14 protein-coding genes are annotated in these 14,148 nt (G+C 36.6%); 4 read left to right on the top strand and 10 right to left on the bottom strand.

The window, feature by feature from the left end; translation table 11 throughout:
• Window positions 1-3: 3 nt before the first annotated feature.
• The 10 genes from ONG75_RS02115 to ONG75_RS02160 all read right to left on the bottom strand — a co-directional run bounded on the left by ONG75_RS02115 (window position 4) and on the right by ONG75_RS02160 (window position 10,286).
• A complete protein-coding gene (locus ONG75_RS02115) occupies window positions 4-2,175 on the bottom strand; it encodes a phage tail tape measure protein (protein ID WP_264375645.1) in 2,172 nt (723 codons plus the stop codon).
• A gap of 112 nt (window positions 2,176-2,287) precedes the next feature.
• Window positions 2,288-2,539 (bottom strand): phage tail assembly protein, encoded by a 252-nt coding sequence (locus tag ONG75_RS02120; protein ID WP_015588509.1) that lies wholly within the window; start codon window positions 2,537-2,539, stop codon window positions 2,288-2,290.
• A gap of 16 nt (window positions 2,540-2,555) precedes the next feature.
• Window positions 2,556-3,056 (bottom strand): phage major tail tube protein, encoded by a 501-nt coding sequence (locus tag ONG75_RS02125; protein ID WP_264375646.1) that lies wholly within the window; start codon window positions 3,054-3,056, stop codon window positions 2,556-2,558.
• A gap of 14 nt (window positions 3,057-3,070) precedes the next feature.
• The gene (locus tag ONG75_RS02130; RefSeq protein ID WP_264375647.1) at window positions 3,071-4,228 is read right to left on the bottom strand and encodes a phage tail sheath subtilisin-like domain-containing protein; all 1,158 of its coding nucleotides are present in this window, start codon (window positions 4,226-4,228) and stop codon (window positions 3,071-3,073) included.
• A complete protein-coding gene (locus tag ONG75_RS02135; protein ID WP_264375648.1) occupies window positions 4,221-4,781 on the bottom strand; it encodes a hypothetical protein in 561 nt (186 codons plus the stop codon). Before ONG75_RS02135 ends, ONG75_RS02130 begins: the two co-directional genes overlap by 8 nt.
• Before the next feature lie 24 nt (window positions 4,782-4,805).
• Window positions 4,806-6,263 (bottom strand): hypothetical protein, encoded by a 1,458-nt coding sequence (locus ONG75_RS02140; protein ID WP_264375649.1) that lies wholly within the window; start codon window positions 6,261-6,263, stop codon window positions 4,806-4,808.
• Complete coding sequence (locus tag ONG75_RS02145) at window positions 6,260-6,454, bottom strand: hypothetical protein (RefSeq protein ID WP_264375650.1); 195 nt, start codon at window positions 6,452-6,454, stop codon at window positions 6,260-6,262. Before ONG75_RS02145 ends, ONG75_RS02140 begins: the two co-directional genes overlap by 4 nt.
• A gap of 4 nt (window positions 6,455-6,458) precedes the next feature.
• Window positions 6,459-7,640, bottom strand: a complete 1,182-nt coding sequence (locus ONG75_RS02150; protein ID WP_264375651.1) for a hypothetical protein — start codon at window positions 7,638-7,640, stop codon at window positions 6,459-6,461.
• 11 nt (window positions 7,641-7,651) lie between these two features.
• Complete coding sequence (locus ONG75_RS02155; RefSeq protein WP_264375652.1) at window positions 7,652-9,586, bottom strand: DUF4815 domain-containing protein; 1,935 nt, start codon at window positions 9,584-9,586, stop codon at window positions 7,652-7,654.
• Between the two features lie 16 nt (window positions 9,587-9,602).
• Window positions 9,603-10,286, bottom strand: coding sequence for a hypothetical protein (locus tag ONG75_RS02160; RefSeq protein ID WP_264375653.1), 684 nt, complete (start codon window positions 10,284-10,286; stop codon window positions 9,603-9,605).
• 455 nt (window positions 10,287-10,741) lie between these two features.
• Here ONG75_RS02160 and ltrA point away from each other — a divergent pair, with 455 nt between their 5' ends.
• The 4 genes from ltrA to ONG75_RS02180 are packed head-to-tail and all read left to right on the top strand — an operon-like array spanning window position 10,742 to window position 14,139.
• Entirely contained in the window at window positions 10,742-12,595 is a 1,854-nt protein-coding gene (gene ltrA, locus ONG75_RS02165) for a group II intron reverse transcriptase/maturase (protein ID WP_264375516.1), read from the top strand.
• A 39-nt stretch (window positions 12,596-12,634) separates the two neighbouring features.
• Window positions 12,635-12,982 (top strand): phage tail protein, encoded by a 348-nt coding sequence (locus tag ONG75_RS02170; protein ID WP_319606828.1) that lies wholly within the window; start codon window positions 12,635-12,637, stop codon window positions 12,980-12,982.
• Complete coding sequence (locus ONG75_RS02175; RefSeq protein WP_264375655.1) at window positions 12,979-13,188, top strand: tail protein X; 210 nt, start codon at window positions 12,979-12,981, stop codon at window positions 13,186-13,188. Before ONG75_RS02170 ends, ONG75_RS02175 begins: the two co-directional genes overlap by 4 nt.
• Complete coding sequence (locus ONG75_RS02180; RefSeq protein WP_264375656.1) at window positions 13,189-14,139, top strand: contractile injection system protein, VgrG/Pvc8 family; 951 nt, start codon at window positions 13,189-13,191, stop codon at window positions 14,137-14,139. It abuts the gene before it with no gap.
• The last annotated feature ends 9 nt before the right edge of the window (window positions 14,140-14,148 follow it).

The following is a 14,148-nucleotide window of genomic DNA, read 5'->3' on the forward strand; positions in this document are numbered from 1 at the left end:
AATTTAATTTATATCGTAAAGTGCGCCACTAAATTGCTCTCTAATTCGCTCCATTACTTCATCAGCAATGCTACGTGTATCTTGCCCAGGGGTTGAATGAATATTAATACTGAAGTGATTATTTTGAGTTTTATTCTCTACAGCTTTACTGTGTGCCGCAATGGGGTACTTAAGAGAATCACTTATAACGTTATTTACAGACTTAACTTCTAGTTTAGACTCATTTCTTTTATTCCACAGATTACTGATTGTTCTAAAGGGCTGAGTAATATTATTCCAAAATTTTCCTACCCAATCAGAAAAAGATTTCCATACAATTTTCACTGATTCCCAGATAGTAACAAAAAAGTTCTTTACCACTTGCCATTTGGTAATTATCAAAGTTGCAGCAACAGCAAGACCGCCAATAACGAGTCCCATAGGGTTACTCATTAAGGCAATTGTCAATGCTTTAAATCCAGCAATTATTGCTGGAAAAACTGCAGAAAGACCTATTTTTACCAAAGTAATAACAGATCCAAACACTTTCCAAGTAGATAAAAGAGCGAATAAGGAACCTTTTACAAAAGTCCAAGCATATCCAAGAGATATGGCTGCTATTTTAATGCTAATCAAAGCAGTAATTGTGCTCATGATTACTGTAGTCAGTATTGGATATTCTTTTGCATACAGCGCTACTTGTGTAGTTGCTGACTTGAAAAGATTAACAGTAAAATTTAAAGGTGGTAATAATACCGTACCAAGATTCATACCCAATTCTGCTATTGAGTTCTTAAGTAACTGAAGATTATTTGCTGTAGTATTTGCTCTATTTTCAAACTCTCTTTGCATTGAGCCATGATATTCTTCGTTTATTAATCGCAAAGATTTTCTATATTCATCTAGACTACCAGTAAGTAGCGCTATATCATCCTGATATTCAAGACCAAAGAGGTCAAAGAGAACGCTAGAACGTTCTTGCTTATCTAATTTTGCAACTGTTTCTAAAAACTTAAGTAATGTACCTTGTGCATTCTTACCGATTGCTTTCTCAAACTCCTGAGCATTTATTTTTAGCACTTGAAACGCTTTTTGAAAATTGCCACCTTGTTTACTCGCTGTTTGCAACTTGCTGAGCATTGCATTAATCGCCGTACCTGTTTTTTCAGGAGTTTTGCCAAGACTAATGAAGCTACTTGCTAAAGCTCCTGCTTCCACTGCAGTTAAGCCAAATTGCCTTGCTGTACCACCAATCCTGTTTAGCGTTGGAACAATGTCCTGAGCCTTTGCCGCAGTGTTATCAGAGATATGGTTTATCGCATCGCCAACGCTTTTCATTTCACCAATTTTAATTTGATAAATATTAGAAAGTTTAGCAATAGCGTCGCCTGCTTCTTCTGCTGACATATCAAATGCAGTTGCCATTTTGGCCACAGTGTCTGTAAAGATTGTAAGATCTTTAGCTGCAATACCAAGCTGACCACCACTTGCAGTAATTTGTGCAAGTTCTGCTGCAGATAGCGGAATTGTCCGTGACATTTCCTTTAATGTTTCACCAAGCTTTGTTAAACCATTTACATCTGTATCTTCAAACTTTACAACTTTCTTTACATCAGCCATAGCACTCTCAAAACTAATTGCAGCCTTAAGTGGTGCTGCAAGGGTGAGGCCAAGTGCCACGGTATCCATGATTTGAGCTCTAAAATTTGCTCTTTGCGCTAAAACTCCTTTACGTTTTTGCATTACGGAATTTAAAGCCGTATAGTTATTTTTAAGCTTTTCAATAGAAGAGCCAAGTTTAGCTTGGTCTCCAATAAGAGATTTTATATCTCTACCACTTTTACTGAACTCCGTGCGTAAATGGTGGAGAGCACTTCTTTTTTGTAAATAAGCTGTTTTAGCTTTCAGTGCTGCAGTTTTAGACCTTGTAAACTCATTTTGCAGACTCTTACTTGGTTCTTCTGCGTTTTTTATCTGCTGAGCAAGAGATTTTGTCTTTATTTCTAGTTCATTCCAAGAACGCCTAGCAAGCAGAGCATCGTGGCTGAGCTCTTTAAACTTGGATATTGATTTACTTGATGATTCAAGTTGTTTTATCGTACTACCAATACGAGAAAGCTGCTTCGTACTACCTGCTATCGTACTATTAAAACTGCTTTGCAGTGTTGCTCCAATTACTATAGAAATTGCTTTCATTTGTATAATTTTCCGCTACTTTCAAACCAAGCAATAAATTCTTCAATATCCATATCAAGCCACTGATTGATTCCACCACCAACCATTGAGCTAAGTGATAATATGCTCAACCTCAATTCTTCTGCTGAGACAAAAAACCTTGTAACGTTTCTTGAATCTTATTGTAGTCTGCTAAATCAAATTCTTCTACTGCTTCTCTTGAAATACTTGCAAGATTTGCAATCAGTGCTACTTCTTTCTCTGCATCGCTATTACCCATACGTTCAACAGCTAAACGATCTCGAACTTTTGGACGGCGTAGAGTTAGCTCTGAAACTAAAATTCCATCGATTTTTATTGGTTCAGTTAATTTAATTTTTTGCATTGTTTTACCCTTTTAGTTAAATTCCTAAAGCTGTGCGCATAGAAGTCATTTGATCAACACCATCGATCTTGCGAATCATATTCTCAGCGTCAATTTCAATCAATTCTCTGCCATCAATGGTAAGCTTATAATAGTTGGCAGCTACAGTGCATTTTAGTGTTGCTTTTTCAGCAGCCTTCCAGTTACCAAAATCAAGTTCCTTAAAGAGCCCTCTTAAGTTAATTACTACTGATTCGGCATCACTACTTCCCTGCAAACCTCCTCTTAAAGTAAGAGAGACTGCATTATTGTTTATCAATCCGAAAAGTCTAAAGAGCTCAGAGTCATATTCAGCAAAAGTGAGCTCTGCTTCAAGTTTCTCCATTCCCATGTCAATATTTATTGGAACATCCATACCACCAGCTCTGTATTCTTCTGTTTTTATGGTAAGTTTTGGCAAGCTAATTTCATCGATACGCCCTGCATAGCCTCGACCATCAACAAAGGCAGTAAAATTCTTTAAGATCTTTGGTAACATCTCTCTTTCTCCTTTTACAATACTGCGCCACTCACAAGGTGTGACCTGAAAGTAATCTGTTCTGCTGGATATGGTGGTGTAAACTCAAAGTCAAAATACACTTTCCCGTTTGCAATATTTGCCGGTGTATTGAGTTCTGGTGTTGCATAACATTTTCCACTGATAATAGCTCCTTGTGCTTTTAAATTGGCCAAATAAAAATTCACCCCCTCAATCACATCATCTATATAAGTTTTGGTGATATTGCGATCAACTGCCCATAAATGAGCTCGAAGTAGACTATCGTTGATTAAATCTGCAGTCCTTCTCACTGACAGAAAAGCCCATTTTGAGTCATTTGAACATGTTCTATTTCCCCAAAGCCTATAGCCATTTTGATGAATTATCGTTGTTACTTCATTTTCATTTAAATGGTTTGCTCTACAATTTGTATTACCGAGCGTAAAATCAATAGGCCTGCTTGTTCCAACAATACCGTTTATTTCTTTATTTGAAGGCGAATGCCAAAATCCTTGCTCACTATCTACTTTGGCTATTAAACCTGCTACAAATGGGCTAGACGGGAAAATTTCTTCTTTTCCTTCAATAAACACCTTAACCCATGGGTCAACAACGTAAATTCTTGAGCTACCTACACTTTTTCTCCATTTTATGGCTTCTTCATCATTGGTATTTGGTCCATCTGCAACTATTATTGCCCTTAGCTTTTCTGCTACTCCTATCAAAGCTGCTACTACTGGGTTTTTAGGATTTTCAGATTCAGGCAATTGATGAGTAAACTGAGGTGCAATTAGTATTCTTGGGGCAACATGTATTATGCTTTCACTGCTGAGGAATGCTTGAATTCCCTGATATTTTCCAGTCTCTTCATCAACTCCACCAATTATATTTTGAATAGCTTCACTTTCTTCAACTCGAATAACTACTACTGTTGCACCAATTTGGGAAAATATTCCGTTTATTGCAGAAGGTAGTGTTCCACTTTTCCCAAGCTTTGCTGCTTCCTTTAAGTTTCCTGCTATTAATACTGGACTATTGAGTGGAAATTTTTGCTCATCAGCTTCAGGGGCAGTACCAATTACACCTATCACTGATGATTTAGCTGTACGTACTGTCTTTGCTCCTGAGGTTACCTCAATAACATTTACGCCATGTAAAAATTCTTCAGCCATTTCTTTGTATTTTTTTCCTGAAATCATCTAGCAAAGTCTGTAGCTCTTCTTCACTTTTGACTTCTTCAATCTTTCTTTTGGCTAAATCTTCAAGCTCTTCACATTTAATTATTGCTTTTACTGCTTTTTTCACTTTTTCCTCAATTATTCTTGCCATTTCAATAACCGTAATACCACGGACTTTTGCTAAAGGTTCTATAATTTCTTTATCCTTTTCATTCATAGATTCTGGTGCTGCTAGAATGCTTTTTGCGGCTTCCGCTTGAATCTCATAAGATTTAGCTTTTTGGTGAGAATGACCTGCATATTGGTGAGTATGATTATCATAATAGAAACGCATACTATCAAATGCACAAAGCTTCGCATTATCCAGTAACTCCTTTTGTATATCTTCTTTAGTACGCTGAGCAATTTCTCCTCCCTCTGTTAAACAATAACTTTTTTGCCAATCAAAATCTTCTGGTGCTTCATACCAATCATTTCCGGTTGGCTTGCTTTCAAGTGTTGTTGTTTCTACTTGTTTGTGATTTTCAAAACGTATGTAAATGCTCACAGTTTTTCTCCCTCCCTATTTAATTTACTGCCAAATCTCACATGTACTAGATAACCCAGGACATTGCCACGCTCTTAATGTCCTTTCTACATCTATTTCAAGTCCCGTGGTTAGAAAATTGCTGCGAAAATTATATATTCCCCACTGAATAAATTGACCATAGATTGTGCTATACGTGTGCTCACTTGCAAAGAACTCAGGTGTCTCACCAACTCTTTCACCTTCTGAGTGAAGATTAGATGACGTATAAAGTAACACTGTAACGGTTTTTCCTGCTGGAATGAGTATGTTACCTGATGCAATAAATTCAGGACTGTTAATTTCATGCTGGTAAATACGTGTCCAAGTAATTCTCGAAATCTCTGACTTCCTTGTATTAGTTTTATCAGGTGTACCTATAAATAATCCTGCTCCTCCATAATTAACTTCATCTTTATACCACATTGCAGATCCAACAAAGTTTAGAGTTTTACTTATATCTACATTGCTTGTGTTTTTTACGAATATTACTCCCAATGCAGCATAAGGGTATTTCAGCATATTGAATTGCTCAGAAAATCCATCATACATAAATCTTGGGTATGATTCTCCATAGATAAATGTACCTTTGCTTCCCTCTAAAAAACTGAGTTGTCTTGGCCGATAAAAACTAACATAGCTTGTATCATATGTGTGAGTACCTGCTAGTAGTTGTAGCATATAGTCTGTTTTTGTTACATCACTACTCCACTGACCAAGCTCAGTTGTAAAAGTTCCGTGACCAAAGTAATTATTTTTTCTACTTAGTACACCAAATAAAAAAGGTAATGCTCCAGGTTCAATCATGTGACGATTTCTTACTTCTTTCATGATTGATGAGCCGCTTGGTACATCATTTATAGAGTTAAGCTTAGTTGTTAGTTGATTTTCTCTGCTCCTTATCTCCCTCATAATCGATGAACCGCTTGGCACATCATTAACAGTACGGAAGTTATTCACTAAACCTTTTAGACCATCTTTATGATCATTGCCAACACTGTTTATTGCTGCAATATTGGCATTCTTTCTCGTATCAAGTAGTGATAAATTTGTTGTTCCTTTTTCATCAATTCTCTTTAATGACTGCTTCTCTGATTCAGAGATCACTGCTAAAGAACTAGCTTTTTTATTATCCAGATCAGTTAAGTGTTTTTTTGCACTATCAAGAAGTTCTTTTAGCTTACCATCTGTCATCTGTACAATTTCAGAGACAGCACTTTTGTCGACTATTGATTCCAATGCTTTAGCAAGATATGCTAATTGATCTGGAGTACTGTTTACTGCTAAATCCTTAAGCCTCTTTTGTAGTGCATCAATTATCTCTTTTACCTCAGTCATCTGCACAATGTCAGCAATAGCTTTTTTATCTGCTATCAACTCCAGCGATTTTGCAAGATATGCCAGTTGATCAGGTGTGCTGTTTGCTGCTAAATCCTTTATCCTTTGGTATATTGCTTCCTTCATTCCCAAAAATTTAAAAAAGTTTCAAATCTAAATCGTTCAAATTTATTTTTAAGTTGATTGTGTTTATTTTCTTTCTCACTCATATCTTCATCTATTTTTTCTATAGCTTTTCGAATACGTACTACATCTTCCACTGCAATATTCTCTGGATGTGGCAAAGGATATCCTCGTTTGCTTTGGTCATTTGGCATTGGTTTATGTGACAATAATTCTCAAATTTTTTACTTTAGGACGATAGACAACTGTTCCACTTAAAACTAATTTTATCCTTGTCTCATTGCCATTAAAGTTCGTCAGTACATGAGTTCTCTCCACCCAGCTTTCTCCAATTGGTTTTCCTGATGTTAAATTTACTAATTGCCAATCTACATTTTTTTGCACATATGCTTTTACATCTGCAGTGCCAGGTATCAGCGCATCATACGTTATGGTAATTTTAGTGTTAGCTCCTGCGGTAATGCTCCTCGTGACATAATCTCCTTCTTCCCCTATATTTCCCAGAACTAGCTGTAACCCAGGATATAGCACAGGACTTTTTTCTCGCCCTCCTTTTAGGCTTGCTTTTACCGTTAGCTCTCCAGATAATCTTTCACGCAGTGCGAGCGGCAAATTATCAGATAAAAAGTTTTCTTTGCCCTCCTCATCTGTTAAGATAAATTCTACATTCGTATCAAAGCCTACTTTTTCCACATTCGTCAAAACTATTAAATCTGATACATTGTTTGCTGTAACTTTGCCCAGATCAACAACGTGAGAATTTTCGCTAAATTTTGCAGCTAGTAGTCGAAACGTTAAATCTAAATTTTGATGTGGTGTCCAGGTGCTTGCATTGCTTGATGACAGTAATACTCCTACTTGATATGGCTGACTCGTTACCCAGCGGCTATTTACTGCATCATATTTGCCAAGTTCTGCTATTTTTACTGCAGTACTCGGATCATCAGTAAGCAGTACTATTGCATACTCTCGTTCTGCATGGCAAAACACTGGTGACCAAGTTATACGTGTTGCTGTGCCATCTATCTTTATATCTTTTGGCTCAATATAACTTTCAGCAATGACAGTCTGCGAGGGCATTCCCACTGCTGTTTCTCTAATCTGCACAACAACACGTTTTTTGCCGCTATTTGTGAACCATAAGTCTAGACCTCCTATGTGTCTGCTTTCATTTAGAGTAAATGTTTGGGCTAAAGGATCAACTCTTCTTGCTGCGATAACTCTTCTTCTTTCTTCTATGGTAATAGTTTTTTTACCAGTATAAGTTGCCTCTCCATAGCTTCCTTTATCCCCATAAAACTGTACTAACTTAGTACCTGCTGGAATATTTGCCGGCACTTTCACCTTTCCTTTTAATTTTCCCTGATTGTTAGCTTCCACTTTTTTTTCCTCTATGCCATAGGTGTAATAGAAATGCCATCAAATTTTACTTCTTTAAGTTTTTCATTTGGCTCAAAACCTTCAATTTCAAAATTCTGTACTGCTTCTCTCATAAATTCAGCTTCGTATGAAGTACTTGACAGCAGCTCTGTTGTTTCTTTAACATTAAATACTCTTGTTACTGGACTTTTCCAATTAGTGGTAACCTCGGTCCAGTGGTCAATGTTTTTATTTAGAGTAATTTGTGCCGGGACTGGATCAAAAGCTTGATATGGATTAATCTTTTCTCCTTTAGTCTGTAAAAGCTGCTCCAGTACCGGTTCAAGTTCATATGGCAAAAGATATCTTTCCCCACCTTTTTCAATATCTGCAACTTCTACATCTATTGGCAGAACTAGCTCCCTATTTACTATCGCTGCAGTCTGCAAAATTCCTTGATCACGCATATCATCGTCAAAAAACGAATCAACAAATACTCCTTTTTTGGTGGTAGGTTCTCTTGAATTTGCATCATTGCGTAGACGTTCCTGTGCAACCAGCGCATAAAGATCATTTATTCCTTTTTTCATTGCTTCAAGCTCATTCATCGGTACAGCATGAATAGCATTATTCACTATTTTTACCCCTTCTTTTTCTCCGTTTTTCCACGTCTGATGAATGTAGCAGAGCAAAAGTTGTCCAGAGGGCGCTTTAGGCATCGGTGGTCGCCAAGAATGGGAAATTCCTTTTATTCTCCTTACCACCCCTTTGCTATCGATAGTAATTAAATCAAAGCGGGGCATTTTCCAGGTATAATCTATCAAAACCAAGCTGTTATCAACTGCTCCTTTTACTTTACACCCCTGCTCACTTATATCTTCAGGGCTTACATGAGTGCGACAGCGGTAAGTTATTTGATAACTACTTCCAGGAGCTGGTTCTTTCCCGGGTAATGACCAATCAACGTTTCCTGCATTTAACTTATAGTCTATACTAATTTCATAAATAACATTACCTTGTTTAACTTGAATAATCTCAAGTACTGCAGAATCAGGTATAGGATCAATAGCTCCAGAATATGAACCATGAGTAATGGTAATGGTTTTTTGAACAGTTATATCTACTTTTTTAATTTCACTTATTGGAAAATCATTAACTTTAAGTTCCATTACTCCTTGGCTATTTGGCTGAAAAGTATGTGGTTCTGATTCAACTGATTTTATATCCGGATCTTCATCAAAAGAAACACGAATACTGTGAGGAAGTTCAATCTCATAGCCATCAACATGAGCTTTGCCCTCATTAATCACAAATATTTTTTTTCCTCCTTCTCCCTCTTCCTTTTGCAGGAACATTACTTCAAGACCATTTACGACGTAGGAACCATTTGCTTCTTTGTCATAACGAGCAAGAGCTGTAGTTACTATGTTTGCTTGTGGTGGCGGTGAATGTTCTATCAATACTCCATTTTCAATATTGTAAATTGGGTAAAATTCTCCTTCAGAGAACTGTGGAGAAAGACCTTCTGCTTGATAACCCCAAATGGTGGAAACTTTAAGCCTTGCAGCTCCTACTTCCTGATAGTTTCTTGTACCAATAGCAGGATCACGAAGGTTTTCATCCTCAAGTTCTGTAATCGTAGATTCTACATAATAAACACCTATGCGAACTGTGGTACTCAGTGGAATAACAAATTCTTCTTTTTCAACTTTTCTAACTGCACCGCGCAGATAGATTTTTCCTCCCTCAAGTGTAGCTTTACCAGTTTTTGCATCTATAATACAATTGCTTCCCGTTATAACATCACCATCACGAAATATTGCATCACCTATGCCTTTAAGCTTAGAAAGAGCATACTCCTGAGTCTCATTTAATTCTGCAGACTGTAGACCTCTTCCTGCAAGGAACAAACTTTTTTCGTACTCTTTGTCAGGATTAAAGCGGTTATAATAGGCGTTTAAAGTCATTTTATGCTAGAAAAATTCAAAAAGTTACAACAAATGAAAAAGTTTCCCGAGTTGCTGCAGTTCTAATAAGTGGTACTGTATGTTCTAAAACTAACAAAATTCCAGGATTTTCCACGTCTTTTGGTTCAAAATATCTCTGTCCTTCAGGTAATCCTTCTTTTATTTTAGTACCAACCATAACCCCTAATTCCCGTATAACTTGATTTGCTGCGTCCGTGAAATCGAAAGTAAATTTAAGATAGAGATTATTAGTTGGTACATTTGAGGGCCTAAACCTTCCAGAAGGGGTCAAAAGCTCTCCATTCTCATCACCTGTGCAGAAGAGCACTTCGTTCGCAGTACGTCTGCCAAGCTCATTGAGCAGTTTTTCAGAAGTTATCAGCTCTGGTGGTGTGCTTTCACTATATTCTACAGTAACTGCACTATTTGCCCTGATAGAGCTATTTTCCGTACGTTTTATTACGCCACTACTGCTATCAACTATATAATCTATACTTGGCTGATAAGTTGTTTGTCCTGTAAAAACCCTTACATCTTTAATAGTGTGGTGATCTAGAGCTATTTCACCCTCAACAAAAACTTTTTCGACCTGATGGCTACTTCCAGAGCTTGAATCACCTTTTCCCCAAGCAAGATGTATCGGTTGCTCTCTTATGCTCGCAGCAATAGCTGCTCTGCCTGATTGTGTGAGTACTGACATAGTTGATTTGGTGTGACCCGGAAGTCATGAAATTGTGATGGTTAAATTCCATCCGCCATAACATCTGGCTGAAATTGTAGTCCACATTTTAGGAAATTGGCAAACACCTAAGGTGCGAGCATGGGCTAAAAGGGAGTAATGTTAAACCTTATAATAAATTCTCCCAAGAAGAGTCAGGTAAGGTTACGAAAGAAACTTATGTTTGAATTGTCGTTACTGTGAATATGTGAAATAAGGTTGGTACACATAGACCAAAAGGTATGGAGAATAAGGATGATTAGAATCGGTTCGTTTAATCAAGATGTTTCCGATCTCCCGGCAAAAAATAAGAACCTAAATCTGACGCGAAACGGTTTCATGGAACGGAGTAACCACATAGAAGCTCTTATTATACTTTGTAATAAGCAAGTAGCCAACTGCAAGCTTCTATGTTGGAAGGATTGTCTAAAAAGCTAATGCCTAAAGTAATGCTTAGGATACGCAGACGTGGACACTGTAACTTGGAGGGTAAAGTTATGAATAGTAGTGAATATGTTATGAGCCAACAAAAAGTTAGGTATGAATGGAATGAAGTTCCTTGGCGCAAGCTAGAAAAGTCTTCATTTAAGCTACAAAAACGAATTTACCGAGCTTCTAAATGTAATGATATCAAAAAGATGCATGACCTTCAGAGATTATTACAAAAATCGACAAGTGCTAGGATGATCGCTGTGAGAAAGGTAACTCAGGACAATAGAGGAAAAAGAACTGCAGGTATTGATGGAAAAGCTAACCTTAATCAAAAAGAAAGATTGCAATTGGCAAAATCCTTAGATATAAGGGAGAGAGCAAAGCCATCAAGGCGCATTTGGATTCCAAAGCTTGGAAAAAGTGAAAAACGTCCATTAGGGATACCAACAATAACAGATCGAGCAAAACAAACACTTGTTAAGATGATGCTAGAACCAGAATGGGAAGCAAAGTTTGAGCCCAACATTTATGGTTTTAGACCTGGTAGATCATGTCATGATGCCATTGAAGCTATATTTCAAGCACTCATCAAGAAAACAGTATTTGTTTTAGATGCTGATATTTCTGGGTGTTTCGATAATATAAATCATCATATACTGTTAGAAAAACTCAATACCACACCAACTTTAAGGAGGATAGTAAAAGGATGGTTGAAAGCAGGTGTGATGGAAAATAGGATATTTCAACCATCTAGAAGCGGTACAATCCAAGGAGGGACAATTTCTCCATTACTGGCATGTATTGCTTTACATGGGTTAGAAAATTATCTGAAAGAAATAATGGCAGAGGAGCTAATTAGCTACAGGAAAACGAAACCTGGCAGAACATGTAGGGAAAATGCGAAAAGATCACTCAGCGTAATCACTTATGCAGATGATTTTGTAGTACTTCATGAAAGTGAGGAAATTGTTTTGAAAGCAAAAACTCTGATTGAAGAATGGTTAAAAACTATTGGATTGGAGTTGAACCCTTCAAAAACAAGAATTTCTCATACTCAAAAATTCCTGAAAGAAATAAAACCAGGTTTCAATTTTCTTGGTTTTACAATACGGCAATATCCAACAAAACACAATAAGATGTCATACAAGTCTATCATCAAACCAAGTCGTAACTCTATAGAACAACACTCATTAGTCATTAAAAGTAAGCTAAAGAAAATGCGTGGTGAATCACAAGAAGCAGTAATAAGTCACCTTAATCCAATTATTCGAGGATGGTGTCAATACTACGCTTCGGTGGTATCATCTAAAGCCTTTGGTGCAATGGATAATACAATGTTTAGAAAACTTTGGAAATGGGCAATGTTTAAACACCCAAACAAAGGAAGATGTTGGATCAAAAGAAAATACTTCAAGAAGTATGGTAACGATAAATGGCGATATATGACAAGTAACGGAATGCGTCTTATTAAACACGGAGATCATGACATTAAACGACATGTCAAAGTGATTGGAGCCAAATCTCCATATGATGGAGACTGGACTTATTGGGGAAAGCGTATGAGTAAAATACTTGATAAATCACCACAAACAATAAAACTTCTGAAGATGCAACAAGGTAAGTGTGATTGTTGTCAACTTTGGTTTAAGAATGGTGATATCTTAGAAATACATCATAAGGACCATAATAAGCAAAATAATACAATCACAAACTTATCTATGCTACATGGACATTGTCACGATAGTTTACACAGAAGTATGCATGAAAAGCGCCAAGCTAGAGAGAAGCCGTATGAAGCGAAAGTTTCACGTACGGTTTTGAAGTCGAGTGAGGAGGGGCAACCTTCTTCACTTAGATAACTTTTATTGATCAACTATGTTTTTTAAAATTTTTTATTTGTGTTATCTCTTGGTCCATATAAATTTACTCCGATAAGTTTGAAGTATAGTAAAGAAAATCGTTGGAGTGTAATTGAATGTATCGATAAAATGCCGTCACTACAAAATATTGGTCGAGGAGTGGAAAATGTAGATATAGAAGGAGTTATTTACCTTAATATTCTCAATAGAGTAAATCAATTAAAGAATATGAAAGAAGCTGAAAAACCGCATGTTTTAGTAGATAGTCTAGGTAATATTTTAGGACAATTCGTAATTACTAGATTAGAAGAAAAGCAGATATATTTTTTACCTAATGGACTACCGAGAAAAGTTGAATTTAGTTTGAGTTTGAAGAGCTACAGATGACTACATATTATGTGAGTAAAGAAAGTGAAATGTTAGATCTGATTTGCTGGAAACATTACGGATTTACGAATGGAGTAGTGGAATTAGTACTAGCAGAGAACTTAGGTTTGGCAGAATACGGAAGCTTTTTACCGGCAGGATTAAAGATAAAGCTTCCTGTTATTCAGAAACCAGTACAAAAGTCAAAATTAAAGGTGTGGGAATAAATGCAGCCAGATTTTATAATAGATAAATGTGAATCAATTAAAGATAGAGTTATATCATTGCGCCTTACAGATGAATCTGGAACTATAGATGATGTAGTTGAAGTACATGTTGATTATAGGGATGAAAACACAGATGTTCCGAATGAATTAAATATCGCTCTAGGTTACAGAGAAACTGGAGTCTTACCAATGGGCATATATACAGTCAACGAAGTTACAATACAAAGTCCACCTAAGACTCTACTAATCAAAGCTCATGCAACAAATTTAAGACTATCATTAAAGGAGAAAGCATCTAAAGAATGGCATCAAATTACTCTAGGTAGCTTGGTTAAGGAAATAGCAGAAAAGCACGGATATGGGTGCAGAGTTGCAGAAGAATTTGAAAATGTGTTGATTCCACATATTAACCAAACAGAAGAAAGTGATATAAGTTTACTAACAAAAATAGCAATAGAACGCGAGGCAATGGCAAAGTTAGCTGGCGGATACATACTTTTTATTCCCAAAAGCAAAGCAAAGTCGGCAACTGGAAAAGCTTTAGGAACAACAGCTATTAGACCTCAAGACACAATAAATTGGAAGGTTCACTTTACCGTGAGTAGGTACAACTCAGTAATTGCAAAATGGCATAGCTATGAAAAAGGTGAAACTATATCAGAAATAGCTGGTTCTGGTAGTCCAAGTTATACTATACAAACGCTTTACTCTAATGTAGAATCAGCATTAAGTGCAGCAAATGCTAAGTTAAAACAATTAAAGCGAAATAATGCAGTATTGGATGTCACTATGCCTGGTAATCCAGAACTATTTGCAGAGGCAAAACTTAGCTTGTTAGGATTTCATCAAGACATAGATGGTGAATGGGTAATCGACAGAGCAGAACATGTGTTAGATAGTTCAGGTTATCGCACTGTGTTATCAGCATCAACGTTAAAGAAAAATCAGTAAAACAAATGT

The sequence above is a fragment of the Wolbachia endosymbiont (group B) of Sphaerophoria taeniata genome (assembly GCF_947179355.1).
In the GTDB taxonomy this organism is placed as follows: domain Bacteria; phylum Pseudomonadota; class Alphaproteobacteria; order Rickettsiales; family Anaplasmataceae; genus Wolbachia.

What these genes read in the sequence shown, in the direction of transcription:
- ONG75_RS02155 (WP_264375652.1), bottom strand. Translation starts at nt 9,586, where the DNA reads ATGACTTTAAACGCCTATTATAACCGCTTTAATCCTGACAAAGAGTAC.
- ONG75_RS02120 (WP_015588509.1), bottom strand. Translation starts at nt 2,539, where the DNA reads ATGCAAAAAATTAAATTAACTGAACCAATAAAAATCGATGGAATTTTA.
- ONG75_RS02140 (WP_264375649.1), bottom strand. Translation starts at nt 6,263, where the DNA reads ATGAAGGAAGCAATATACCAAAGGATAAAGGATTTAGCAGCAAACAGC.
- ONG75_RS02160 (WP_264375653.1), bottom strand. Translation starts at nt 10,286, where the DNA reads ATGTCAGTACTCACACAATCAGGCAGAGCAGCTATTGCTGCGAGCATA.
- ONG75_RS02175 (WP_264375655.1), top strand. Translation starts at nt 12,979, where the DNA reads ATGACTACATATTATGTGAGTAAAGAAAGTGAAATGTTAGATCTGATT.
- ONG75_RS02145 (WP_264375650.1), bottom strand. Translation starts at nt 6,454, where the DNA reads ATGCCAAATGACCAAAGCAAACGAGGATATCCTTTGCCACATCCAGAG.
- ONG75_RS02130 (WP_264375647.1), bottom strand. Translation starts at nt 4,228, where the DNA reads ATGGCTGAAGAATTTTTACATGGCGTAAATGTTATTGAGGTAACCTCA.
- ONG75_RS02180 (WP_264375656.1), top strand. Translation starts at nt 13,189, where the DNA reads ATGCAGCCAGATTTTATAATAGATAAATGTGAATCAATTAAAGATAGA.
- ltrA (WP_264375516.1), top strand. Translation starts at nt 10,742, where the DNA reads ATGCCTAAAGTAATGCTTAGGATACGCAGACGTGGACACTGTAACTTG.
- ONG75_RS02115 (WP_264375645.1), bottom strand. Translation starts at nt 2,175, where the DNA reads ATGAAAGCAATTTCTATAGTAATTGGAGCAACACTGCAAAGCAGTTTT.
- ONG75_RS02125 (WP_264375646.1), bottom strand. Translation starts at nt 3,056, where the DNA reads ATGTTACCAAAGATCTTAAAGAATTTTACTGCCTTTGTTGATGGTCGA.